Origin of the sequence: Lyngbya sp. CCAP 1446/10 (assembly GCF_026130175.1) — a bacterium.
In the GTDB taxonomy this organism is placed as follows: domain Bacteria; phylum Cyanobacteriota; class Cyanobacteriia; order Cyanobacteriales; family Microcoleaceae; genus Microcoleus.
Genome location: NZ_JAIGNI010000054.1, coordinates 15385 through 40177, shown reverse-complemented (window position 1 = coordinate 40177; position 24793 = coordinate 15385). Strand labels below are relative to the sequence as shown.

The following is a 24793-nucleotide window of genomic DNA, read 5'->3' as shown; positions in this document are numbered from 1 at the left end:
GTATTTATGTAAGTCTTTTAAGATAATTAAATTTTTGTTTGAGTTTTTCACAAACGAACATAAATTTGATTTCCCAAAAATCCATCAGTACACCTATACATAGAAAATGATTTAGGATTGCTATATGATTTTACTAACAGGCTATCAAATCACCGAAAAAATTTACTCTGGTGTCAATACTGTGATTTATCGGGGAATCTGGCAAAAACACAATTTGCCAGTCATTGTCAAAACCCTGAACAGCGAGTATCCCACTCTGGAAGAAATTACCCGCTTGAGACATGAATATAAAATCCGAACTAATCTAAAAAACATCGAAGGAATTGTCAACTGCTACAGTTTAGAAACTAATCACAATGGTGTGGCGCTGACATTAGAAGACTTTGGAGGCTTGGCTTTATCTAATTTTTTAATTTCCACCAAACTTGACTTGAAACACTTTCTCGAAATTGCCGTTGGACTAGCAAAAAGTTTGGGTAAAATCCATCAAAACCAAATAATTCACAAAGATATTAAACCGCACAATATTATTATCCATCCCGAAACCTATCAGGTCAAAATTACTGACTTCAGCATCTCCTCCGGCTTGGTTCGAGAAAACGCAACGCCCAGCTATCCCAATTTGCTCGAAGGTACGTTAGCTTATATTTCGCCGGAACAAACTGGTAGAATGAATCGGGCAATTGATTACCGCAGCGATTTTTATTCGTTGGGTGTCACTTTTTACGAGATGCTGACTGGTGAATTGCCGTTTAGCGCGATCGACCCTTTAGAATTAGTTCACTGTCACATCGCTAAAATCCCCCCCAATCCTCGCAGTTTGAAGCCGGAAATCCCCGAAGCAATCTCTGCCATCGTGATGAAGCTGTTGGCGAAGATGGCGGAAGATAGGTACCAAAGCGCTGACGGGCTGAGGTTTGACCTCGAAACTTGTCTGGCGCAACTACAAGCTACTGGCAATATATCTGATTTTACTGCCGGAAATGCCGATCGCGCCGGTCAACTCCTCATCCCCCAAAAACTCTACGGTAGAGAAGCTGAAGTCGCCGCTTTGTTGGCAGCATTTAACCGAATTAGCGGTGTCGAAAACAATATAGATTCCCATCCAGGAGTCGAAATGATCCTGGTTTCCGGTTATTCCGGTATCGGCAAATCCTGCTTAGTAAATGAAGTTCAAAAACCCATAGTTCAGCAGCGCGGCTATTTCATTTCCGGTAAATTTGACCAATTCAAGCGCAACATTCCCTACGCTTCTTTGATTCAAGCATTCCAATCATTGATTCGGCAATTGCTAACAGAAAGTGCACCATCTATCCAGACTTGGAAACAAAAATTGCTAGCTGCTTTGGGAAGCAACGGCAAAGTTGTCACAGACGTGATTCCCGAAGTCGAACTAATTATCGGGAAACAGCCGGAAGTCCCGCAATTGGGGCCGACAGAATCGCAAAACCGATTTAATCGGGTGTTTAAACAATTCATTAGCGTGTTTACCGCGCAGGAACACCCGCTAGTTGTTTTTCTCGACGATTTACAGTGGGCAGATTCCGCCTCGCTGAAATTCATTGAACTGCTAGTGACGGATTCAGAAAGCAAATATTTGCTGCTAATTGGAGCCTATCGAGATAACGAAGTTAGCGCCACCCATCCGCTGATTCAAACCATCGAAAATATTCAAAAATCTGGGGCAGAACTTCCCGAAATAGTCAGCAATATTGTTCTTAATCCCTTAGATTTGAGTCACGTACAGCAATTAATTTCCGAAACTTTAGAAAGCGAAATTTCCGAAAAAATCCAACTTTTAGCAGAGCTACTTTTTAACAAAACCCAAGGAAATCCATTCTTTTTAAATCAGTTAATCAGAACTCTTTATCAAGAAAATCTGTTAGTTTACGATTTTCCATCGGGTACGTGGCAGTGGGATCTCGGACACATCCAAGCCATTGGGATTACTGACTGCAACGTCGTAGAGTTAATCGCTCGAAATATTCGGAAGTTGTCCGCCGCAGCACAGTCAGCCTTAAAATTAGCGGCCTGTATTGGCAACCGGTTTAATTTAGAAGTCCTGGCAATTGTCAGCGAAAAATCTCAAAAAGAAACAGCATTAAGTCTCTGGGATGCTCTTCAGGCAGGGCTAATTTTGCCGCTGAGCAACGATTACAAAATTCCGCTGGTTTTTGAGGGTTCGGAAACGGGGCTGTCGGGGCTGCAAGATGTTAAGGTTGGCTACAAGTTTTTGCACGACAGAGTGCAGCAAGCAGCTTATTCTTTGATTCCCGATGGCGAGAAACAAGCAACGCACGTCAAAATCGGTCAACTGCTGCTCAATAATACTCCCGCTTCGGAGATTGAAGAAAATGTCTTTGATATTGTCAATCAACTGAATTTCGGTGTTGAATTTATCGCCGAAAAAGCAGAAAAATATGAACTGGCAAAACTGAATCTGATTGCTGGCAAAAAAGCTAAAGCATCCAATGCTTACGAAGCTGCTGTTAAATATTTGAATCTCGGTTTGGAACTGATCGACTCCCCTCAATCCTCCGTTAGCGCAGGAGACTCAAATTGGCAGACGGATTATGACTTGACGCTGAACCTGCACGTAGAAGCAGCGGAGGCTGAATATCTCAATACTAACTTTGGGCGATCGCAAGAATTAGCAGATATCGTGTTGCAACACGCGACAAACCGGCTCGACCAAGTTAAGGTTTACGAACTCCAAATCCAGTCTTATATGTCTCAAAACCAGATGATTGAAGCCCTTGATACTGGTTTAAAAGCTTTGGAAATATTGGGGGTTTCCCTGTCAAAAATCCCCCCAACGGGTCTGACTGGGATTAAATTACCTCAGCTTGAGGAACTAGAAAATGTTCCGGTAATGACTGATAGCTATCAGTTGGCCACAATGCGGATACTTTCGGCTGTTATTTCTCCTGTTTTTGTCGCCAAACCAGAACTCTTGTCACAGATAATCTTCACAATGGTGGATTTTTCGATTAAACGGGGTCATTCAGCACTTGGGGCGATCGCATATAGTTGGTATGGCTTGTTGCTGGCTGGCGCATTGGGAGAGATAGACAGTGGATATCATTCTGGACAACTAGGTTTGAAGTTATTAGAGCAATTCAATGCTAAAGAACTGAAATGCAAAGTTTATAATATGTTTAACACTTTTGTGCGACACTGGAAAGACCACGCCAGGGAGACAATCGCACCTTTGACCGAGGCGGTACAAAGCGGTCTAGCAACAGGAGATTTAGAATATACTTCTTATTGTACGAACAGCATTTCTTGGTGTTTATTTTTGATTGGAGAACCATTAGACAATGTAGCAGAAAAACAAGCCAATCACTTTAATTTAGTCCAAAATTTAAAACAAGAAGTTGCAAAAGAGTTTCTGGAGATTTCGGGTCAACTAATTTTAAATTTGCGAAATAAACCAGAAAATAATTGTCGCTTGATAGGTGAAAATTTCAGTAGAAAAGAAATGTTGCCTAGGCTGCAAAGAACTAATAACAAAATGGCACTTTTTAAGTTTTATTTGGCTAAACTGCTGCTTAATTACTTATTTAAAAGTCCAGAAAAAGCCGTTGCTGACGCATCTTTGGCGGCAGAATATGCACCAGCAGTAATTGGCTTCATGATGATCGGTACGCACAATTTTTACTATTCGCTAGCACTGCTTGCTGTGTATCCAACGGCTGACAGTGCAGAACAAGAAAAACACTTGCGCCAAGTAGAAGAAAACCAGGAAAAAATGCAGAACTGGGCGCACCACGCACCGATGAATTACCAGCATAAATATGAGTTAGTCGAGGCTGAGAAAGCGCGGGTGTTGGGAGAAAAAGACCGGGCGATCGATTATTACGATCGCGCAATTCAACATTCCAGCGAACAGGGATACATTCAGGAAGAAGCTTTGGCGAATGAATTAGCTGCTGAGTTTTACCTGTTGGCGGGCCGGGAGAAAGTTGCCAAGGTTTACATGACTGACGCTTACTACGGTTATATCCGCTGGGGTGCGAATGCTAAGGTTGTTGATTTGGAGGAACGATATCCGCAGTTAATTGTACAGATGCCGGAAAGTGAAAGTTTAACAAGTAGCAGCCAGACTGTGACTGCAACTTTTGCAACCGTTATCGGCAGTCACAAAGCTTTAGATTTTGCGACAGTTATGAAAGCATCTCTTGCTATCTCCGGTGAAATTGTCCTCGATGCTTTGCTGACCAAAATGATGCGGATTTTGCTGGAAAATGCCGGGGCTCAAACAGGGTATCTGATCGCGCCAAAAAACGGTGAATTTGTCATTGAAGCTGCGGGAGAGGTGGGCGCAGATGTGCGAGTGTTATCGGGCGCGGGCTTGGATGGTGCGTATCCGCGATCGATAATCAATTTTGTCGATCGCACTCTCGAAGATATTGTCCTCCACGATGCCTGCAGCGAGGCAATTTTCAACAGCGACCCCTACATTATCGAACACCAGCCGAAATCGGTGTTATGCGTGGCGATCGTCTATCAAGGCAAATTAACAGCCATCCTTTATTTAGAAAACAATTTAATCGCCGGCGCTTTTACTCCCGATCGCTTGGAAGTTTTGAAGCTGCTTTCTTCCCAAGCTGCGATCGCCCTGGAAAATGCCCGCCTTTACACTAACTTAGCAACGGCGAACCAACAACTAGCAGAATACAACCTTACCCTAGAAGCAAAAGTTAAAGAACGCACCCAAGAATTAAACAAAAAAAATGTCCTGCTTTCCGAAGAAATTAAAGAACGTCAAAAAGCAGAAGCCGCCGCCCAAGATGCCAGCCGCGCCAAAAGCGAATTTTTAGCTAACATGAGCCACGAATTGCGAACGCCCCTCAACGGCATTTTAGGTTACGCTCAAATCTTTAAGCGCGACAAACATTTATCAACGAAACAACAGGATGGAATTGGCGTTATTCACCGCTGTGGCGAACACTTACTCGCTTTGGTCGAGGATATTTTAGACCTTTCTAAAATCGAAGCTAGAAGAATGGAACTCGTGCCAACAGAGTTTAATTTGCCCGATTTTCTTCAAGGCATAACTGCAATTTGTAGCATTCGAGCAGGTCAAAAAAACATAGCTTTAAATTGCGAATATCTTTCGCCTCTTCCCGCTGCTATCTCTGCTGATGAAAAGAAGTTGCGGCAAATTTTGATTAATTTAATTGGTAATGCTGTTAAGTTTACTGAAAGCGGTGGGGTTACTTTTAAGGTTTCCGCAGTGGACTGTGTAAAGGATGGAACCCAGACTGAATTCCTTAGTACAAACGTGAAGATTCGGTTTCAAGTAGAAGATACGGGAATTGGCATCGCTGCCGATGAATTGCCAAAGATATTTGCACCTTTTGAACAGGTAGGTAATAGTCCCCGCCATACTGAGGGAACAGGCTTGGGATTGGCGATTAGTCACCAATTAGTTGAGATTATGGGCGGTGAATTGAAAGTAGAAAGCACTTTAGGCAGAGGTAGCATTTTCTCCTTTGAGTTGGAGTTGCTAGCAGTTGACAGCCCCGACAAAAATAAAAAGTATTACCCCCAAAATATTAAGAGTTTCAAGGGTACTAATAAGAAAATTTTGATAGCGGACGATCGGTGGGAAAATCGCTCGGTTTTAATTCACCTGCTGGAACCGTTGGGTTTTGAAATAATTGAGGCAACAAACGGTCAAGATTGTGTGAATAAAGCTCTAGAATTTCAACCGGATTGTATTTTGATTGATTTGGTGATGCCGGTGATGGACGGATTTGAAGCGATGCGAAAAATTCGCAATTTGCCCCAACTGCAAAATGTGGTAGCCATCGGCACTTCTGCTAGTATTATGGAAGCAGAAAAGCAGGAAAGTGTAGCAGCGGGATGCAATGCTTTTATTCCCAAGCCGATCCGGGCTGAGGAACTTTTAAATTGCTTGCAAGTTCATTTGGGCTTAGAATGGATTTGTGAGGAGTTGCAATACCCGAATGCGGAATCTGAAGTTTTTCACAATCAATCTCAAATTCAGCATCAAGAAATCATCGCTCCTCCCGCCGATGAAATCGCTTTACTCTTTGACTTAGCCATGATGGGTGACTTAGGAGGTATTCAAAAACAAGCAGAAAAATTGGTAAAACTTGATGTTAAATATGTCTTTTTCGCCAACCATCTCAATCAATTAGTTAAAGGTTTTGAAGAAGTGAAAATATTAGAATTTGTAGAACAATACAGGAATCAGTAAAAATATGAGCATATTACCTTGGGAAGAAAGCGCAATTTTGATCGTTGATGATAACCCGAATAATTTGGCAGTGCTGTTTGAGTTTTTGACGGAATCGGGGTTTAAAGTGTTGGTGGCGCGGACGGGAGAGAGCGCTATCAAAAAAGCTGAATACTCGCTGCCAGATTTGATTTTGTTGGACGTGTTAATGCCACCGGGAATTGATGGGTTTGAAACTTGCCGGCGTTTGAAGGCTGGCGATTTGACAAAAGATATTCCAGTGATTTTTATGACGGCGCTGAATGAGACGAAAGATAAGGTGAAGGGATTTAGTTTGGGGGCTGTTGATTACGTTACTAAGCCGATTCAAAATGAAGAAGTTTTAGCTCGCGTTAAAGCGCATTTGAGCGTCTGCAAGCTGACTCAAAAACTTCAGCAGCAAAATGTCCGAATGGAACAGGAAATTGTCGATCGCAAACAAGCTCAAATTAACCTAGAACAATTGGCTGCTGAGTTGGAAAAACGGGTAGAATCGCGCACTGTGGAACTTTCTCAAACTAACGACCTACTCAAGGAAGAGGTGAACCAGAGGCAGCAAACACAGGAGAATTTGCAGAAGTCCCTGGACAAGCTCAAGCAAGCTCAATCCCTGTTAATTCAAAGCGAAAAAATGTCGGCTTTGGGGCAAATGGTGGCGGGGATTGCTCACGAAATTAACAATCCGGTGAATTTTATCTGCGGTAATCTCAATTACGTTCGCGATTATGCTGAAGATATTCTCAAGGTGCTAGATCTTTACCAACAGCACTATCCCGATCCGGCACCGGAAATAACATCAACAGTAGAAGCGGTGGAGCTAGAATTCATCCAGGAAGATTTAATCAAAATGCTAAACTCGATGCAGGTAGGGGGCGATCGCATTCGCGAGATCATTCTGTCTCTGCGGTCTTTTTCGCGGCAAGAAGGGGGGGAAATGCAGCCGATTGATATTCATGAAGGTATTGATAGCACGCTGATGATTTTGCAAAATCGGCTGAAATTTAAGGCGAATCGTCCCGCGATTGAGGTGATTAAGGAATACGATCCTGATTTGAAAAATGTAGAGTGTTGCGGCGGGGAGATCAATCAGGTATTTATGAATATCTTAGCTAATGCGATCGATGCGATCGAAGAATCCAGCAGTGAAAAAAAAATCGAGGAAATTAAAGCAAATCCCTTCCTGATTCGGATTAGTACGAAAGTCAGCAACTCCAACACGGCAATTATTAAAATTTGTGACAACGGGCCGGGAATCAGCGAGGAGTTGTGCGATCGTATTTTTGACCCATTTTTTACCACAAAGCCGATCGGCAAAGGTACCGGAATCGGCTTGTCAATTAGCTGGCACATAGTCACAGACAAGCACGGCGGCAGTTTGCAGTGTTGTTCGACACCAGGCCAAGGAACCGAATTTGCGATCGAGCTTCCAATCCGACAAAAAGTTAGAGAAATGGCGACCTCCGGTTCCCAAATTGGAGGCCGCTAATTATTGGTGTCAACTTAAGACTAAAAAAATATTCCAAAACTGTAACAAATAAACCTATAAATCCGGCTGTTCCTGATAATCTTCCGCAGAACTAGGGTCTAATTCCCACCGATCTTCATCTCGGTGATCGAGCATATCTGCTGTGTGCAAAATAGCTCCATCGGCCATTTCTATACCCGCCGCAGCTCCGAGTTCATCAACCATATCTTGGTCGGGATTTGGAGCGCTTCCCCCCACTAATTTCTCGCCCGTGGCCCTTTCTTGTTCCGCCGCAGCAACCTCGCCATCGTCGCCGCTGATTTGGGAACTGGTTGAACCGTATTCCGAACTGCTGTCGTTCAAGGTTGTGATTTCGTATTGGTTCAATCCCGGTTCAACGATAATGCCAGTGCCGTAAGATTCGGTAATTTCTTGAGGCAAATTGCTGGAATTATCGCGCTCTTCTGCTAAATTTTCAGCTCGTTTATTTTGCTGTGCCATGATGTTTTCTCCTGAGTTTTTTTAAATCTATTCAATACTTCGGGATTTTGCTATTGGCTTTAGCTGAATTGTAATTAACTGCCAATAGCTGTAATCAAGGAATGACAATTAAATAACTATTGATTTTTGCTCGTTTTGCTCGTTACCAGTCAGAGCGAAAGTAATGCAAATCAGGAGGAATATCCTCTCTTTACCTCGCCGCTTCTCGATAGAGAACAGTGTGGCAGATGTTTGAGTTATTAAATTTTCCTCATTAATTATAATAATAACTGCTATTTAAGCTGTTAGCTTCTATCCCAAGAAATAGCTTGATTTGGCTCGGCTCTTTCATTGGGAATACAAAAAACATCACCCTTTCACAAGGGCGATGCTTTTTCAAAGGAGCACTAATTCTATTCGGGGAAATCAGGGGTTATCCATTTGGGTGGTTCCCTCCGTTTCTTTCTCAGCGCTTCCTCTGCCATTTCTAGCATTTGGTCGAGAGAAGTATTTTCAATAAAGTTTGACGTTGCCGCTGCGTATTCCCGCTTCGGGCACTGATCGCCCAAAACGCAGCCGTTGACGCAAGCTACAGCACAATCGACAGTGTTCTCCACCATAACTTTTTTCCTTTCACGGTTCCAACAACAAGCAGGCAGGTGCTCTAGGTGAATTTGTCAAGAGACTGCCCTCTCTCTTCATTTTACTTTACAAATAGTCGTTAATGTCGATCGCCCGGGCAAAACTGTTATAAAATCAAAGCAACCTACCAAATTTGCCGATCGTGAGTAATTTTCTGCGCCGCTTAAAACTTTTACCTTGGCGAGAAATGCTGCAAATTGCCGCCCTCGTCAACTCAATTGTGATTGGACTGGAGCTATTTTTAGCCTGGGGTTTCACGCAATCGCGGGTAATCCGCAACATCCTGACACTTCTATACGGTTCCTCCCTGGGGATATTGATACCTTTTGTTACAGCAGTGGGAATGGGAGCTTTAGCAGTGTACTTTTTGGAGTATTGGCAGCAGCATTTTTTGCTCAACCGGACTAATTTGTGGGTTTTAGTTTTGTGCGTGTTTTTAGGTTTGGTATTAAAGTCATTCCTGCCCATACCTCCTTTTTTAGCAAGTTTATCGGAAGCTGCACTAATCGGAGTTACGGTGGGAATTTTTTGGAAGGGCCGGCCTTATTGGCGATAGTTTTTAGTCATTGTAGGGTGCGCACTGCTAGAGAAAGTCAAGGTATCTGCTGACATTGCGTACCTCTTGATTCTTTATTAATCATGACATAATTGAGAAAATGCGGATTTGATATAAAATGTGTTGGATTATGTGCTAAATTTCCATTGAGTGAAGAATGAGTATTAAAAACCGCCAGCAGACTAACCTGTTGCTGCTATTATTCCCCGCCACCGCATGGCTGATAATTTTCTTCATTTTGCCAGTGCTAATTGTACTTTTGTACAGTTTCTTAGAACGCGGTACTTATGGCGGTGTTACTTGGGTATTTACTCTCAGCAACTACCAGCGTTTGTTCAGCGGACTTTTTTTGGGGGTAATTGGGCGATCGCTCTTTTTAGCTTTTTTGACAACTGCGGCTTGTTTGTTAGTTGGCTATCCCCTAGCATTCTTCATCGCCACCCGTCCTCCCCGCTGGCGAAACGCCTTGCTTTTGCTGGTAATTATTCCATTTTGGACTAACTTTTTAGTGAGAACCTACGCCTGGATAATTCTGCTGCGTAGCGAAGGAGTAGTTAACACAGCCTTGCAAAGCCTGCATCTGATTAACGAACCGTTAAATTTGCTGTTTACGCCTTTCGCTGTGGCGATCGGTCTAATTTACGGCTATTTACCTTTTATGGTTCTACCTTTATATTCTAGCATAGAACGCTTCAACTTTTCATTAGTAGAAGCCGCTCAAGATTTAGGCGCAAATGATATTAGAACATTCTGGCGCGTATTTTTACCATTGACAACTCGCGGCATTGTTGCAGGCTCAATTTTGGTTTTTGTTCCCGCAGTTGGAGCTTTCATCACACCTGATATATTGGGCGGCTCTAAAACAATTATGGTGGGAAACTTGATTCAAAATCAGTTTATGAAAGCCCGCGACTGGCCTTTTGGTTCCGCCCTTTCTATGTTGTTAACAGTAATCATATTGATTCCTGTTTTGGTTTACTTCCGCGTCTCTGATGAAAGTTCATAAATGGTGTGCATCGCGCACCGTACATTTAAGATAAAATGCCCAATGCCCAATGCCCAATGCCCAATGCCCAATGCCCAATGCTCAATGACTAATGACTAAAACAAAACTAGATTTGCTCGTGCGGGCGATCGGCAAAAAGTGGCTTTGGGTACAAGCTGCACTAGCATTTGCCTTTCTCTACTTGCCAATTCTCATCTTAATCATTTACTCCTTCAACGCTTCCAAATTTAACGCAGTTTGGCGCGGTTTTACCCTCGATTGGTACGGCAGCTTGTTTAGCAATGCAGGTGCGACTCTTGCTACCAGCAGCAGCGCCGGAATTTTGCCAGCACTTAGCAATAGCTTGCTAATTGCAGCGATTTCGACGGCTTTAGCGACAATTTTCGGTACCATGCTCGCGCTAGCGCTGGAACGCTTTCATTTTCTGGGACGAAAAGCCGTAGAAGCTTTACTGTTTTTGCCGATTATTATGCCCGAAATTACGATCGGCATTTCGCTGCTAGTTTTCTTCACCCTAGTATTTCGGATCGTAGAAAATCTCACAGGAATTCACCTCAATCTCGGCTTACCTACAGTAATTATCGGTCACATTGTCTTTAATATTTCATTTGTGACGATTACTGTCAGGGCACGTTTGGCGGAACTCGATCCTCAATTAGAACAAGCAGCCTTTGACTTGGGCGCTAACGAATGGCGGACTTTTTGGCGCATCACTTTTCCTCTAATTTGGCCCGCAATTTTCAGCGCTGCACTGCTGGCTTTTACCCTGTCTCTCGATGATTTTGTCGTGACATTTTTTACCACAGGCGTTGGTTCCATGACGCTGCCACTATTGGTTTACGGCATGATAAAATTTGCAGTAACACCAGCAATTAATGCCATCTCAACTTTGATGCTGCTAGCTTCTTTATTGCTGGTTGTATCGTCGCTAAGAGTTCAAAAAAGCTAAAAAACTTGCTTTGTGTGTCATAATTAATTTCGCCTACAACTAACAAAACCCATGAAACGCCTCCTGACTTTCTTACTTTTGTTTGTGATCAGTGCAACGGTGGTTTTCGGCTGTAGCCGCACAGGCGGCAACCAGCAGCAAGTCCTCAGCATTTACAATTATGCAAGTTATATCGCTCCAGAAACGATCGCCCAATTCGAGAAAGATAACAACGTTAAAATTCAATACGACACTTTCGAGAACAGCGACGCACTCTACGCCAAACTCAAACAGGGAAATCCCGGTTACGATGTAATATTTCCCGCCGATTACATGGTGAAAATCATGGCAGCCGACAATATACTTGAGCCGTTAGATTCCCAGAAAATTCCTAACACAACAAATCTGGATTCGAGATGGATGAACCAAACATTTGACCCTGGCAATAAATATTCATTGCCTTATCAGTGGGGAACAATGGGAATTGGCTACAACGTAAAAGTAACCAAGGGCGAGATTAACAGTTGGGGGGCGATGTTCGATGCTAAATATACGGGGAAAATAGCATGGCAAGATGATGCCAGATATACTTTTGCAGCGGTTTTAATGTATTTAGGATTTGATCCAAATACAACTAATCCCGAAGAAATCAACAAAGCCCGCGACTTGCTGATTAAAAATAAAAATATGATTACCGCTTTTGTCCCCGACACTGGTCAAACTCTGCTCGATCAAGGAGAAGTAAACTTGACAATGGAATGGAGCGGCGATATTTTTCAGGTGATGAAAGACAATCCAAATCTCCGCTATGCTATTCCCAAAGAAGGAACAATTGTTTTTTCTGATAACATGGCAATTCCCAAAGGTGCACCGCACAAAGAGTTAGCTGAGAAATTTATTAACTTCATTTTGCAGCCAGAAGTAGGTGCTACAATTTCCAATTTCACCCACTATGGTTCGCCGAATAAAGCAGCAATAGACAAAGGTTTAATTGACCCAAAAGATTTGAATAATCCTCAAATTTACCCGCCGGCTGAGGTGTTGGGCAAACTGAAATTCTTGCAGGATGTCGGGAAAGCAACTGCATTGTACGATCGAGCTTCGACGGAAGTTAAAGCAGGGGCAGGAAAGTAAGCGATTTCACATTTAAATTGCCGATTTGGGCCGGCGTCGAAGCCCGCCCCACAACAGTTTGATTATTTATTGGTCAGCAATTTAAATGCTGATTAGTAGTTTGTAGGGTGTGCACTGCGCACCGATTGAATTTGTAACCAAGGCTTGCTTTAGGGGTGCGTCAGAGAGGAAATTATTGAGTAGCTGGTCGTCACATTCAGCCCGCTCCGCACCCTACAATAAGTTGAAACTGAAACTTAGTCAACCGGTGCGCAATGCGCACCCTACAAGATTAGTTGGTGCGCAATCCGCACCCTACCAGGATAGATAATAATGCACGCCGTCGAAATTTTAGACATTTCCAAAATATTTAAAAGTGCCCGCAGTCAAGATTTCTTGGCTGTAGACAATCTCAACCTGCAAATTAAAGATCGCGAATTCTTTTCTTTGCTGGGCCCTTCCGGCTGCGGCAAAACTACAACTTTGCGAATGATCGCGGGTTTTGAAATGCCCACAGCGGGCGAAATTTATATCCACGGCCAACCAATGCAAAATCGCCCGCCATTTCACCGCCCTGTGAATACGGTGTTTCAAAATTATGCTTTATTTCCGCACATGACTGTAGCACAAAATGCTGCATTTGGGTTGGAAATGGAAAATTTACCTCAGCCAAAAATTCGCGATCGCGTGGCGGGAGCTTTAGCATTAGTACAGTTAACAGATGTAGAAAAACGCTATCCCCGCCAACTGTCAGGGGGACAGCAGCAGCGAGTAGCGTTGGCGAGGGCGTTGGTTAAACAGCCTTCTGTTTTGCTGTTGGATGAACCTCTGGGAGCGCTGGATTTAAAATTGCGTAAAGAGATGCAATTAGAATTAAAAAAAATGCAGCGATTATTGGGAATTACGTTTATTTATGTAACTCACGATCAGGAAGAAGCGCTCACCATGTCGGACAGAATTGCAGTGATGGAAGGAGGAAAACTGCAACAAGTCGGGACACCTGTTGATATTTATGAATATCCGAAAACGCGGTTTGTTGCTGATTTTATTGGCGACAGCAATTTTTTGACCGGGCAAGTAGTAGAAAGGCAACAGGGTCAAGTAGTAGTGTTGGTTGACCAGGAGTTGCCTGTGTTAGTTACGACAGCAGAAGATTTGCCGGCTGGGAAAGTTGTTACCCTGGTGTTGCGGCCGGAAAAAGCTGCTATTTATCCGGCTAATTATGATGCTGAAAATGGCTGGCCGGGAACAGTAGAAGAGGCGATTTATCTTGGCACTGATACGCGCTATAAGGTGCGCTTGACTGCTAAAAGCTCGATCGCCCTTCGCAGACAAAACTTGCACAGAGATGACTTACAGCGGCACAAAGTCGGTGATAGCGTTCGAGTCGCCGTGCCGCCGGAAAGTATCTGCATTTTTTGAAACGTCCTGCTGAATTCGCTCTCCCTTACTGCGGTGATGGTGACGGAATCTCCGCCCCTGGCGAGGGAATCTCCGCAGGACTCGATTCTGGGGGCGGCGCGGGAATCTCCGCAGGACTCGATTCTGCCGAAGGCGAGGGACTCTCGGCACCGGGGGAGGGAATATCCGCACCGGGCGAGGGAATCTCCGCACCGGGCGAGGGAATCTCCGCAGGAGTTGGGGCGGTAGTTTCCGGGGGTGGCGGCAGTTGTTCGGGATCAGGCTGAGGGTTTTGGAGGCTGCGCACCCACAAACCTAAACCCGCGAAGGCTAGCATCAGCGCCAACAGTCCCAGCAGTGGCCCCAAACGGTTGGGTTTCTGTTTTTGAACTGGTTCCGGGGCGGGGGCTGTTTCGGGGTACAGCAACTGTTTGGACGATTCAGAAAGCTGAGATTCTGGCATTCTCCCTGTCTTTTGGAGGGATACCGAGCCTGATACTGAGGGTGACATCGGTAGCGACACCGACGGTGACTTACTGTCGGGTACCGACTGTGATGCTGGAAGCGACGACGCCGTATCGAACAGTACCAGTCTCTCCGGCGACATCCGACAGTAAGTCATCACTACAGAGGTGTTGTCGTAACCGTTTTTCTCGTTGGCGAGGCGAATCCAAGACTCAGCAGCGGCTTCCAAGGACATTTTGCCCTCAAGTACCTCTGGGCCGTAATTCTGCCAAGATTGCTCTACCCAGTCGTTATCGCTCAAACCGTCGGAACACAGCAGCAGCAAGCCTTCTTCTTCGACAATAAATCGCTGAATCGTCGGGCGCAGAAAATCGCCGTCGCGCGTGCCCAAAGCTTGAGTCAGGGCTCCTGCGTCCGATCGCAATTGAGTCTCCCAGGATAAACTGTGTCCTAGGTGCACTTCCCTGGACGCTACATCGTCATCGACAGTCAGCCGCTGACAGTAATTTTTGCCAATCCAATAGGCGCGGCTGTCTCCAACATTTACCAAATAAAGTTCGTGACTGTTATTCGACGGTACATCCTCGGAAACTTTCACTTTTTGAGGCAATTGGAGGGCCATCACCAAAGTGGTGCCCATGCGCTGACGCAACTCTTTTCCCTGCTCGTTATTTTGAGCGGAAATCACGTTATTGACAACTTTCACTATTTCTTCGAGTTGCTTGATGACCATTACTGGTGCCATCAACTCTTCTTGTTCGGCGATTTCGGAGAGCAAATTTTGGATTAAAGCTTTCAGTGACTGCACGGCTAATTGACTGGCAACTTCTCCTCCTTCGTGGCCTCCAACCCCGTCGCAAACCATTGTCAAGTAAGGAATTAGTTTGTCGTTTCCGGCACTTTTGAGGGATTGAAAATCAGCAGCAGTTGGATAGCAACTATCTTCATTTTGGGAGCGCTGTGGCCCGGTATCGGTGATGCCGACTACTTCTAAATGCAGAGGCAATTTAGCAGCTTGTTCTAATAGTAAATCGTTGAGTTCCAGGGCGATCGCATCTAAATTCATGCTGCGGCGGCGCATAAACAGACAAATCTCGCCGAGTTTCGACTGTATATCGGGCTGGGCTGATTCCACCAAACCCGACCACACATCTCCCAAATCCTTCAGCGTCGGTACAAAATTACCCCGATGTAGTTCCAGCAGACGAACCCGCCAACCTTCCACCCGCAAATTTTCCGGTACCAGCAAACTCGCAGCGACTCCTTGTTCCGACAGGGGCTCCCACAGTTGGAGCATTTGCCACAGCCAGTAAACTTGGCGCGTGGCACTTGTCTGAGACCAAGCTTGTAGAATAGAAGGATACAGGCTACCGAAATTATTGACTGGCACATTTTCCAACAACAGCACTTCTGTCGCTTCCGCTGCTTCCCCCAGGTCACAAAAACCGTATACTTCGGGCGTATGCAGCCGTTGGGGATACAAATGCAGGTAAGGCATAATGGTATCCGGCAGTTGTTCTGGAACGCTTGGAGTGAGAGATGGACGGCTGTCGAGCCAGATTTGGGGTGCAATGACCAAATATCGATCGGCGATTACCCTACCAGCGGGCACTTCCTCGACTGCTGGGCCAACCGCCCACAAATATCGATAAATTAAATTGGTTTCGCAAGCTGCACACTGCTGGCGGCCAAAGGTATTGCCGGGATCGGGACAGCTCAGATTCGCGCAATAAATGGGTTGTGAGAAACTACTGATCATATCGAAATAGTTTGTGTAAAAACATTCTGAAGATATATGATTCCCAGGCTCGAATTCACGAACTTGAGAATAAACTGATTTTAGCCCCTATCAATTTCTTAACTGCCTTTGGGGCCCTAGAAATTGTAGTTGCTGCCAGTCTCGATCGGCTTAGATTTGTAATCTAAGTTACTAAACTCTGACTTTGAGTACAATGGAAGCCTCAACCTGGTACCGCGATGTGAACAATCGCTCCTGAGGGCTGGCAAGTCGCAAATCCTTGCAGAGTCTGTTGTTGGCAATTCTGAAATCTCAAATTTCAAATCTAAGAATCTAAATAGTATCACTATTCCTTTTTATGATCTGGACTCCCACGCTCCTTTGGCTGCTAGCTGGGACTTTGCTCTGTTTGGCAGAGTTATTTCTCCCGACTGCTTTTGTCGCTTTTATGATGGGACTGAGCGCCTTCGCCGTAGCTGGATGCTCTTTAGTTCTACCTTACGTTAATTTACAAATATTCCTGTGGATGGTATTTTCGACAGTTTTTGTGCTGCTGTCCCGGCGGTTGATACCAAAAGGTAAGGTAAGGGCGATCGCAGATTCTCAGGAAGCAAAAACTTTAACAGAAATTCCATCAGGAGAATCGGGTCGAGTGATTTATGAGGGGAATTCTTGGCAAGCTCGTTGCGAAGACACTTCTACCGCCATCCCCCCCAACCAAAACGTAATTGTTGTGGGACGGAAAGGCACTACTCTGATAGTTTTGCCAGAAAACTTATTGCATTCTTAAACAAAATGCGTAATCGATCGCCGACAATTAGTAGTTAGTCATTAGTCAGTAGTCATTAGTCAGTAGTCAACAGTCAACAGTCAATCAATATTTAACAGTCAAAATTGATAGGAGTCAACTGTGGAACAATTATTTTTACTCGTGTTTTTAGCACTAGGCGGTTCAGCCCTCGCAGGTTCCGTCAAGATTATCAATGAGGGAAATCAAGCATTGGTGGAGACTTTAGGTAAATATAATGGCAAGAAACTCGAACCAGGTTTGAATTTTGTGACGCCGTTTCTCGATCGCGTAGTTTACGAGCAAACTATTCGGGAAAAAGTCTTAGATGTTCCCCCGCAAGCTTGTATCACCCGCGATAACGTTTCGTTTACGGTTGATGCTGTGGTTTACTGGCGGATTGTAGACTTGGACAAAGCCTGTTACAAAGTTGAAAATCTTCAGTCAGCAATGGTAAATATGGTGCTGACTCAAATTCGCGCGGAAATGGGTCAATTGGATCTCGAACAAACTTTTACGGCTCGTTCTCAAATTAATGAAATCTTGCTCAGAGATTTAGATGTTGTTACCGATCCTTGGGGAGTGAAAGTAACGCGGGTAGAATTGCGCGATATTATCCCTTCTAAAACTGTACAGGAATCGATGGAATTGCAGATGGCAGCCGATCGCCGAAAACGGGCGGCAATTTTGACATCGGAGGGCGAACGGGAGTCGGCAGTTAACAGCGCCAAAGGTAAGGCGGAAGCACAGGTTTTGGATGCAGAAGCGCGTCAAAAAGCGACTATTTTGGAGGCGGAAGCTCAACAAAAGGCGATCGTCCTGAAAGCGCAAGCAGAACGCCAAAGTCAAGTTTTGAAAGCTCAAGCTACTTCGGAGGCTTTGCAGATTATCGGCAAAACCCTGCAAAATGACCCCAATGCGCGGGAAGCTTTACAGTTTTTGTTAGCTCAAAACTATTTGGACATGGGCTTAAAAATTGGCAGCAGCGACAGTAGCAAGGTGATGTTTATGGATCCGCGCAGCATCCCCGCTACGATGGAAGGATTGCGATCGATGGTTGGGGAAGGTAATAGTAATGAGGTGAAGAAATAGAAAAAGGGCGATCGAAATCGCTCCTATACAAGCAAGAAAGGGCGATTGAAATCGCTTCTACACAAACGATGTCCGCCTCCGCGGACTAAGAATTAATTCAACCCGCGCAGGCGGGTTTCGTCTGTATAGCAGCGATTTCAATCGCCGAGTAAGAACGATATAAGTTTTTCCTTCTTCCTTCTTCCTTCTTCCTTCTTCCTTCTTCCTTCTTCCTTCTTCCTTCCCTAAGATTCTTGAGCCAAAGTACACCGATCGCACAATCCGAAAAATTCCAATGTGTGATAATAAATTTTGAAAGAATGTGATTGTTGTAGTTGGCTTTCTAAGTGATGGACGGGGCACTCGTCGATCGTAATGGACGCGCCGCATTCGAGACAAGTGAGGTGATGTTGGTCTTGATGGGCGGCACCGTAGAGAGATTCGCCGCTAGCAAGGGTTCTGACGTGAACGAAGCCCTCTCGCTTTAAACCGTCGAGGGAGCGGTAAACGGTTGCTAAGCCCATGCTTTGGTCGCTGTTACGCAGTTCTAGGTAGATATCTTGCGCTGAGAGCGATCGATTTAAGGTCTTGAGCAAGTCTAAAATACGCTCCTGACTGCGGGTGCGGTTGGTTCTCATAATTTTTTTGTGTAATCTGCTGGAATCACATTTGTCCCTGCTTCTAGGCTATCTCACTTGGGGGAGTCATACCAAATCCTCGTCTACAGAAGACTCGGCGGTTGAAACCGCGTCTACACATACGAAGTCTGCCTCCGCAGACTGGGGAATAAGAGCGTATTTAAGCCCGGATTTGGTGTGGAAGGTCGATCGCGCGCAACCTGGTTGTAGAATACAATGGCGCTAACTTGCACATCACCTACCGCAACATTCCCGTGACTCAGAAATATCTTGCCCAAATCTATGTTACCCTTCGCCCTTCGGTTTTAGATCCTGCCGGCACTGCCGTACAGTCTGGTTTGCAACACATGGGATACGACAATGTTGAGGGCGTCCGCATCGGGAAGTACATTGAATTGACGCTGACTGCTGCGGGCGAATCGGAGGCCCGCGAACAACTCGATCGCGTTTGCGACCAACTTTTGGCGAATCCAGTTATTGAGAATTATCGCTTTGATTTGACGGCAATTGCTGTACCTGTCGAGACAGCAGGGGTATAAATGCGATCGCCCCTAGGGTGTTTTTCAACCCGGAGATCCCCCCTAACCCCCCTTAAGAAGGGGGGGACAAGAGCGTTCTGAAAGTCTTTGTTAAAAAGCGGGGACAAGAGCATTCAAAGTCTTCGTTAAAAACACAAGAACTAGAACGACTCAAAGTCCCCCTTCTTAAGGGGGATTTAGGGGGATCTAGACTTTGATACAAGCGAGAGAAACCTAAGATTTCAGTCTTAAGTTGACACCTTTTCCTTCTTCCCTCTTCCCTCTTCCTTCTTCCTTCTTCCTTCTTCCTTCTTCCTTCTTCCTTCTTCCTTCTTCCTTCTTCCTTCTTCCTTCAGCTTATGAAATTTGGAGTTATTGTTTTTCCTGGTTCAAATTGTGATCGCGATGTGGTGTGGGTGACTCAAGGGTTGCTGCACCAACCGACGCGGATGATTTGGCACGAAGATACGGATATTTCGGATATTGACATCATTGTAATTCCCGGCGGTTTCAGTTACGGAGATTATTTGCGGTGCGGCGCGATCGCCCGTTTTTCTCCGGCGATGCGGGCTACGGCAGAACACGCGAAAAAAGGAAAGCTTGTACTCGGCATCTGCAACGGTTTTCAGGTGTTGACAGAAGCTGGTTTATTGCCCGGTGCGCTTGTGCGGAATGCGGGATTGAATTTTATTTGCGATCGCGCTTCTTTGAAAGTTGAGCGGGGTAATACTCCTTGGACTGCCGCTTATACTTCGGGTGAAATCATCGATTTGCCGATCGCCCACGGGGAAGGCAACTATTATGCCGATGCCGATACTTTAGCAGAGCTAGAAGAACACGATCAAGTGCTGTTTCGCTACTGCACAGAGGCGGGCAAAATTAGCGATGCTGGCAATCCCAACGGTTCGTTAAATAATATTGCGGGCATTTGTAATCGCCAGGGCAATGTGTTAGGAATGATGCCGCATCCTGAGAGGGCTTCTGATCCAATGTTGGGCGAAACTGATGGGGTGAAATTGTTTCAAGGGTTGCTGATGGCTACTGTGGCGGCTGTTTTGTAGTTCGTAAAATTTACGCTTGTAGCCGAGGCCAGATCCCCCCTAACCCCCCTTAAGAAGGGGGGGACAAGAATCTTCTCGAAGTCCCCCGACTATCGGAGGGATTTAAGGGGGATTCTGGCCTTAAGAATGGGAGGACAAGAATCGTCTCAAAGTCCCCCTTCTTAAGGGGGATTTAGGGGGATCTGGCCTCGGATAAAAGCGAGATTTATCAACGGTTTCAGGTTTAAGCTGACACATATTAGCAGTGCCGTTTCCCTACGGGGGGATTTATTTCGTGATTGCTCCTACCTTGTAGCAATTCTCTCGCCGCGCTAAACTACGGCAAAGTGAGAAAAATATTTAATTTATGCCACAGATAGATTTAGCAAATATTAAAACTAGGGTACTTGGATGCAGCGCGGTGATGACTGTCGGGCAAGTTATTTCTACTGTGCTCAGTGGGCCGGGGGCGGAAGCGGCAGCGGCGATGATCGGCGGCCCGATCGCAGTTGTGGGTGTTTCTGTCTTAGGAACGATCGCAACTAATCTAGCTGGGAGTCTGATGGCGGATGATGTGGGAAACCACATAGTCGATCGCTTGGCGAAGAATAAGCAGATCCTCGACAATCACGATTTGACTAGGGCGGCGGGTGAGGCGATCGGCTATATTCTCAAGTCAGTGGCGCGATCGGCTGAATTAACAGAACTTGCCAAATCTAAGCATTTGCCCGACCCTAAAAAAGCACTCAACGAATTAGCCGAAGAAAGTATTACCTATTGGCTCAATATTAACACAGAAGTTACCGATTCGTCAAGTGTTTTAAAGATTTCCGAAGACCAACTTACTAAGATTTTTTCTGCTGATAGTTTTGATGAAGTTACGGGATTGACTGTGGAAGATTGGGGGATTTTTGTCAACAGATTCGCGGCGAGTGAGTGTAAATCCTTCGATGGTGAAATCGTGCAGCTTGTGGCGCAGAAACTGCACACAATTTTTCCGCAAGCGTTTCGGGAAGTGCTGAAACAGGATGCCGAGACTGGCGGGCAGAAGTTTGCGGCGATGGTGTTGAATCTGCATCAAATTGCCTTGGGCGAACTCAAAGATTTGGGGCTACAAAATGGCGAAATCCTCGATAAATTAGAGGCTGTGGCAAGTCACCAGCAGATTTGTCAAGTGATGGTGAAATTGGCATCAATAGAAATTGGCATCCGATCCGATTTAGGGCAAATACAGGATTTGCTGCAAAGATTAGTTGATACTTCCGCGCCCCGATTGCCACTTCCCTACGAGTGCGAGACGATTATTAATGATAAAGTTCAAGACTTTACCGGCCGCAAATTTGTGTTTGAAGCAATGAGTCGCTTCTTGCTGGAAAATCCGAAGGGTTACTTTGTTTTAGAAGCAGATCCGGGTGTCGGGAAAAGTTCAATTATGGCGATGTGCGTGCTGCTGCTGAAGCGCCGCTGCGTTGCCCATTTTAACTCGCAATCTCAAGGCATTGTCCGGCCAGAACAATTTCTGGAAAATGTCTGCACTCAGTTAATTAAAGGTTTTAAACTCGATTATCCAAAATTGCCGGAAAATGCGACGAGAGATGGCAATTTTTTAAGTCGGTTGTTGGGGGAAGTCAGCGCTAAATTGAACGGTAAAAAGTTGATTTTTGTGGTGGATGCGCTGGATGAAGTGGATTTGAGTTTGCAAGGACGCGGTAGCAATGTCCTCTATTTGCCGGATTCTTTGCCCGAAAACGTTTATTTTATTGTCTCGAAGCGGCCGGAAACTCTGTCTTTACCAAATCATCGGGTTTTTGATTTGATGCAATATAATGCCGAAAGTCTGGAAGATGTCAAGGCTTATATTGAAAAACGCACGAGTAATAGTTCGTCAATTCAGGATTGGATTAACGGTCAAAATTTGAGCCGGGAAAAGTTTGTGGCAGTTGTGGCAGAGAAAAGCCAAAATAATTTTATGTACCTCCGCTACGTGCTGAATGATATCGACAGTGGCAAGTATAGCGATGTCAGTTTGAAAGATTTACCTAGGGAATTGGAAGGATATTATGAGAAGCACTGGGCGCGGATGGAAATGGCGGTTAGGGATAAAGAATTGCGCCGCCGGAAGTTGAAGGTTATTTATTTGTTGACTAAAGTTCGCAAGCCTGTTTCCTGCGATATTGTGGCGGATTTTGCTGAGGAAGATGCCTTAGACGTGCAGGAAGTTCTGGATGATTGGAAGCAGTTTTTGCGGCGCAGCGGCGATAGTTCTTCTGATTACAGTATCTATCACGCGAGTTTCCAAAATTTTCTCCACCGCATAGATGTGGTGCAGAAAGCTGGGGTGTCGCTGCGGGATATCGAAACGGCGATTTCTGATAATTTGTGGGAGGATTTGTACGGCGATGAGTAAGTTTAAAGAACGGTTGGGGAAACTATCGCCGAAAAAGCGGCTTTATGCTTTGGAAACTCTGCCGGGGCATTTGGCGGAGAGTGTTCAAGGGGAAAGGCTGCATCAGTTGTTGACGGATTTTGATTTTATTGAGGCGAAGTTGGAGGCGTTGGGGGTAGAAGCGCTAATTGAGGATTATGATTTAGCGAGAAATTCTGATGTTTTGCTGTCGGGAGAGCAGAGTGAAACGCTGAAGTTGATTCAAGGGGCAATTCGCAAGTCGGCGCACGTTTTGGAAAGGGATAAAACGCAGCTTTCAGGGCAATTGTTGGGGAGGTTGCTAGATTTTGAAATACCTGAAATTCAGGGAATGTTGGAACAAGCAAAGCAGTGGAAAGATGCCGTTTGGTTGCGACCTTTGACGGCTAATTTAGAGCGATCCGGAGAAGGCTGTCTGAGAATCCTGAGCGGTCATACTGACGGGGTAAAAGCAGTGGCGATCGCACCAGACGGCAAACGAGCGATTTCGGCTTCAGGCGATAAAACTCTGAAAATCTGGGACATCGACAGCGGCACGGAACTCAGAACTCTCACCGGTCATACTGGCTATGTAAATGCAGTGGCGATCGCACCAGACGGAAAAACAGCGATTTCGGCATCCTCGGATTGTACCCTGAAAATCTGGGACACCGAGACAGGCTCACAACTGAAAACTCTCATCGGTCATACTGGCTATGTAAATGCAGTGGCGATCGCACCAGACGGAAAAACAGCGATTTCGGCATCCTCGGATTGTACCCTGAAAATCTGGGACACCGACACAGGCTCACAACTGAAAACTCTCATCGGTCATAGTTCCTATGTATTAGCAGTCGCGATCGCACCCGACAGAAAAACCGTGATTTCTGCTTCCGATGATAAAACGCTGAAAATCTGGGACACCGAGACAGGCTCACAACTGAAAACTCTCACGGGTCATAGTGACCCGGTAACAGCAGTGGCGATCGCACCAAACGGCAAAATAGCGATTTCGGCTTCCAGAGATCAAACTCTGAAAATCTGGGACATGGACAGTTGCAGAGAATTGAGAACTCTCACCGATCATACTAGGGAGGTACAAGCAGTGGCGATCGCACCGGACAGTCTAACAGCAATTTCCGCTTCCAAGGATAGAACCATGAAAATCTGGGAGATCGATAGTGGAACATCCCTGAGAACTCTTACCAGTCATACTAACTCGGTACTAGCAATAGCGATCGCACCAGACGGTAAAACAGCTATTTCCGCTTCACATGATAAAACCCTAAAAATCTGGGACATCGATAGCAGCAGCGAATTGAGAACTTTCATCGGTCATAATGACCGTGTATTAACAGTCGCGATCGCACACAACCAACGAGCAATTTCAGCTTCATCTGATAACACCATAAAAGTCTGGGACACTGACAGTGGTACTGAATTGAGAATGAGAACTCTCATTGGTCATACCTCGGTAAGTGCAGTCACAATAGCGAATGATGGCAAACTTGCAATTTCCGCTTTACCGGATCGCAGCCTTAAAATCTGGCATATGCTTAGCGGGAGGGAAATCAAAACTCTCATCGGTCATACTCACTTTGTAAGCGCAGTCGCATTCGCACCCAACGGCAAGACAGCAATTTCCGCTTCACACGATAAAACCCTGAAAATCTGGGACATCGACAGCGGCATCGAACTTTTCACCCTCACCGGTCACACTAGCATGGTAATGGCAGTGGCGATCGCACCGGACGGCAAAACAGTGATTTCCGCTTCATTGGATCATACCCTGAAAATCTGGGACACAGACAGTGGCCGGGAACTGAAAACTCTCACCGGTCATACTGACGATGTAACAGCAGTCGCGATCGCACCGGACGGCTTAACAGCGATTTCTGCTTCATGGGATAATACCCTCAAAATCTGGAATTTGGTCAATGGTAAATCCCTGATAACTCTCATCGGTCATACTTGGTTAGTAGAAGCAGTCGCGATCGCACCCGATGGCAAAACAGCGATTTCCGCTTCATGGGATAATACCCTGAAAGTCTGGGATTTGCTTAGTGGCAAAGAAATTGCTAGTTTCAGCGGAGATTATAATTTTAATTGCTGTGCGATCGCCCCTGATGGAGTGACAGTTGTAGCGGGCGATGCGTCTGGCCGGGTGCATTTCCTGCGATTGGAGGGAATGGGGGATTTGGGCGATGTTTGAGAGCAATGGGCGATGAATTTTTGGGGTAGGGAAACGGTACGGTGCGGTGTCCGACTTTGCGGTGTTGTCGGTGGTTACATCC

General features: G+C 45.4%; 18 protein-coding genes. 13 read left to right on the top strand and 5 right to left on the bottom strand.

Features of this window, described 5'->3' with window-relative positions; translation table 11 throughout:
• Positions 1-124: 124 nt before the first annotated feature.
• Together K4039_RS20450 and K4039_RS20445 are read left to right on the top strand one after the other, a co-directional pair.
• Positions 125-6229, top strand: coding sequence for a hybrid sensor histidine kinase/response regulator (locus tag K4039_RS20450; RefSeq protein WP_265237998.1), 6105 nt, complete (start codon positions 125-127; stop codon positions 6227-6229).
• A gap of 4 nt (positions 6230-6233) precedes the next feature.
• The gene (locus K4039_RS20445; protein ID WP_265237997.1) at positions 6234-7733 is read left to right on the top strand and encodes a response regulator; all 1500 of its coding nucleotides are present in this window, start codon (positions 6234-6236) and stop codon (positions 7731-7733) included.
• 54 nt (positions 7734-7787) lie between these two features.
• Here the strand turns inward: K4039_RS20445 and K4039_RS20440 are convergent, their stop codons facing one another.
• Together K4039_RS20440 and K4039_RS20435 are read right to left on the bottom strand one after the other, a co-directional pair.
• Entirely contained in the window at positions 7788-8213 is a 426-nt protein-coding gene (locus K4039_RS20440) for a DUF6335 family protein (protein ID WP_265237994.1), read from the bottom strand.
• 392 nt (positions 8214-8605) lie between these two features.
• Positions 8606-8812 (bottom strand): hypothetical protein, encoded by a 207-nt coding sequence (locus tag K4039_RS20435; protein WP_265237992.1) that lies wholly within the window; start codon positions 8810-8812, stop codon positions 8606-8608.
• 164 nt (positions 8813-8976) lie between these two features.
• Here K4039_RS20435 and K4039_RS20430 point away from each other — a divergent pair, with 164 nt between their 5' ends.
• From K4039_RS20430 to K4039_RS20410, 5 genes are all read left to right on the top strand, one after another.
• Entirely contained in the window at positions 8977-9390 is a 414-nt protein-coding gene (locus K4039_RS20430; RefSeq protein ID WP_265237991.1) for a peptide chain release factor 1, read from the top strand.
• Between the two features lie 157 nt (positions 9391-9547).
• Positions 9548-10396: an ABC transporter permease gene (locus K4039_RS20425; protein WP_265237990.1), complete on the top strand. Its 849-nt coding sequence runs from the start codon at positions 9548-9550 to the stop codon at positions 10394-10396.
• A gap of 91 nt (positions 10397-10487) precedes the next feature.
• A complete protein-coding gene (locus K4039_RS20420) occupies positions 10488-11345 on the top strand; it encodes an ABC transporter permease (RefSeq protein WP_265237989.1) in 858 nt (285 codons plus the stop codon).
• 51 nt (positions 11346-11396) lie between these two features.
• A complete protein-coding gene (locus K4039_RS20415) occupies positions 11397-12458 on the top strand; it encodes a PotD/PotF family extracellular solute-binding protein (protein WP_265237988.1) in 1062 nt (353 codons plus the stop codon).
• Between the two features lie 312 nt (positions 12459-12770).
• Positions 12771-13859 carry an ABC transporter ATP-binding protein gene (locus K4039_RS20410; RefSeq protein WP_265237987.1) on the top strand — a complete coding sequence of 363 codons (1089 nt, stop codon included), beginning with the start codon at positions 12771-12773 and terminating at the stop codon, positions 13857-13859.
• Between the two features lie 25 nt (positions 13860-13884).
• Here the strand turns inward: K4039_RS20410 and K4039_RS20405 are convergent, their stop codons facing one another.
• On the bottom strand, positions 13885-16062 hold the full coding sequence (locus K4039_RS20405; RefSeq protein ID WP_265237985.1) for a protein phosphatase 2C domain-containing protein: 2178 nt from the start codon (positions 16060-16062) through the stop codon (positions 13885-13887).
• A 337-nt stretch (positions 16063-16399) separates the two neighbouring features.
• On the opposite strand from K4039_RS20405, the gene K4039_RS20400 reads away from it, so the two are divergent.
• Positions 16400-16831: an NfeD family protein gene (locus K4039_RS20400; RefSeq protein ID WP_265237983.1), complete on the top strand. Its 432-nt coding sequence runs from the start codon at positions 16400-16402 to the stop codon at positions 16829-16831.
• Positions 16832-16951: 120 nt separating this feature from the next.
• Positions 16952-17920: an SPFH domain-containing protein gene (locus K4039_RS20395; RefSeq protein WP_265237981.1), complete on the top strand. Its 969-nt coding sequence runs from the start codon at positions 16952-16954 to the stop codon at positions 17918-17920.
• 57 nt (positions 17921-17977) lie between these two features.
• Here K4039_RS20395 and K4039_RS20390 read toward each other — a convergent pair whose 3' ends face one another.
• Positions 17978-18169 (bottom strand): hypothetical protein, encoded by a 192-nt coding sequence (locus K4039_RS20390; RefSeq protein WP_265237979.1) that lies wholly within the window; start codon positions 18167-18169, stop codon positions 17978-17980.
• Positions 18145-18537, bottom strand: coding sequence for a Fur family transcriptional regulator (locus tag K4039_RS20385; RefSeq protein ID WP_265237977.1), 393 nt, complete (start codon positions 18535-18537; stop codon positions 18145-18147). Before K4039_RS20385 ends, K4039_RS20390 begins: the two co-directional genes overlap by 25 nt.
• 254 nt (positions 18538-18791) lie before the next feature.
• Between K4039_RS20385 and purS the strand changes: the two genes are divergently transcribed.
• The 4 genes from purS (at position 18792) to K4039_RS20365 (ending at position 24711) form a co-directional block, all read left to right on the top strand.
• Positions 18792-19076 carry a phosphoribosylformylglycinamidine synthase subunit PurS gene (gene purS, locus K4039_RS20380; protein ID WP_265238000.1) on the top strand — a complete coding sequence of 95 codons (285 nt, stop codon included), beginning with the start codon at positions 18792-18794 and terminating at the stop codon, positions 19074-19076.
• 338 nt (positions 19077-19414) lie between these two features.
• Positions 19415-20116, top strand: a complete 702-nt coding sequence (gene purQ / locus K4039_RS20375) for a phosphoribosylformylglycinamidine synthase subunit PurQ (RefSeq protein ID WP_265237975.1) — start codon at positions 19415-19417, stop codon at positions 20114-20116.
• A gap of 346 nt (positions 20117-20462) precedes the next feature.
• Positions 20463-22502: an ATP-binding protein gene (locus K4039_RS20370; protein ID WP_265237973.1), complete on the top strand. Its 2040-nt coding sequence runs from the start codon at positions 20463-20465 to the stop codon at positions 22500-22502.
• Positions 22495-24711: a hypothetical protein gene (locus K4039_RS20365; RefSeq protein WP_265237971.1), complete on the top strand. Its 2217-nt coding sequence runs from the start codon at positions 22495-22497 to the stop codon at positions 24709-24711. Before K4039_RS20370 ends, K4039_RS20365 begins: the two co-directional genes overlap by 8 nt.
• The last annotated feature ends 82 nt before the right edge of the window (positions 24712-24793 follow it).

Excerpts from the sequence above, each read along its gene's own strand:
- K4039_RS20385 (WP_265237977.1), bottom strand. The coding sequence starts at position 18,537 with ATGAGAACCAACCGCACCCGCAGTCAGGAGCGTATTTTAGACTTGCTC.
- purQ (WP_265237975.1), top strand. The coding sequence starts at position 19,415 with ATGAAATTTGGAGTTATTGTTTTTCCTGGTTCAAATTGTGATCGCGAT.
- K4039_RS20400 (WP_265237983.1), top strand. The coding sequence starts at position 16,400 with ATGATCTGGACTCCCACGCTCCTTTGGCTGCTAGCTGGGACTTTGCTC.
- K4039_RS20410 (WP_265237987.1), top strand. The coding sequence starts at position 12,771 with ATGCACGCCGTCGAAATTTTAGACATTTCCAAAATATTTAAAAGTGCC.
- K4039_RS20450 (WP_265237998.1), top strand. The coding sequence starts at position 125 with ATGATTTTACTAACAGGCTATCAAATCACCGAAAAAATTTACTCTGGT.
- K4039_RS20405 (WP_265237985.1), bottom strand. The coding sequence starts at position 16,062 with ATGATCAGTAGTTTCTCACAACCCATTTATTGCGCGAATCTGAGCTGT.
- K4039_RS20420 (WP_265237989.1), top strand. The coding sequence starts at position 10,488 with ATGACTAAAACAAAACTAGATTTGCTCGTGCGGGCGATCGGCAAAAAG.
- K4039_RS20425 (WP_265237990.1), top strand. The coding sequence starts at position 9,548 with ATGAGTATTAAAAACCGCCAGCAGACTAACCTGTTGCTGCTATTATTC.
- K4039_RS20440 (WP_265237994.1), bottom strand. The coding sequence starts at position 8,213 with ATGGCACAGCAAAATAAACGAGCTGAAAATTTAGCAGAAGAGCGCGAT.
- K4039_RS20445 (WP_265237997.1), top strand. The coding sequence starts at position 6,234 with ATGAGCATATTACCTTGGGAAGAAAGCGCAATTTTGATCGTTGATGAT.
- K4039_RS20370 (WP_265237973.1), top strand. The coding sequence starts at position 20,463 with ATGCCACAGATAGATTTAGCAAATATTAAAACTAGGGTACTTGGATGC.
- K4039_RS20365 (WP_265237971.1), top strand. The coding sequence starts at position 22,495 with ATGAGTAAGTTTAAAGAACGGTTGGGGAAACTATCGCCGAAAAAGCGG.
- K4039_RS20415 (WP_265237988.1), top strand. The coding sequence starts at position 11,397 with ATGAAACGCCTCCTGACTTTCTTACTTTTGTTTGTGATCAGTGCAACG.
- K4039_RS20435 (WP_265237992.1), bottom strand. The coding sequence starts at position 8,812 with ATGGTGGAGAACACTGTCGATTGTGCTGTAGCTTGCGTCAACGGCTGC.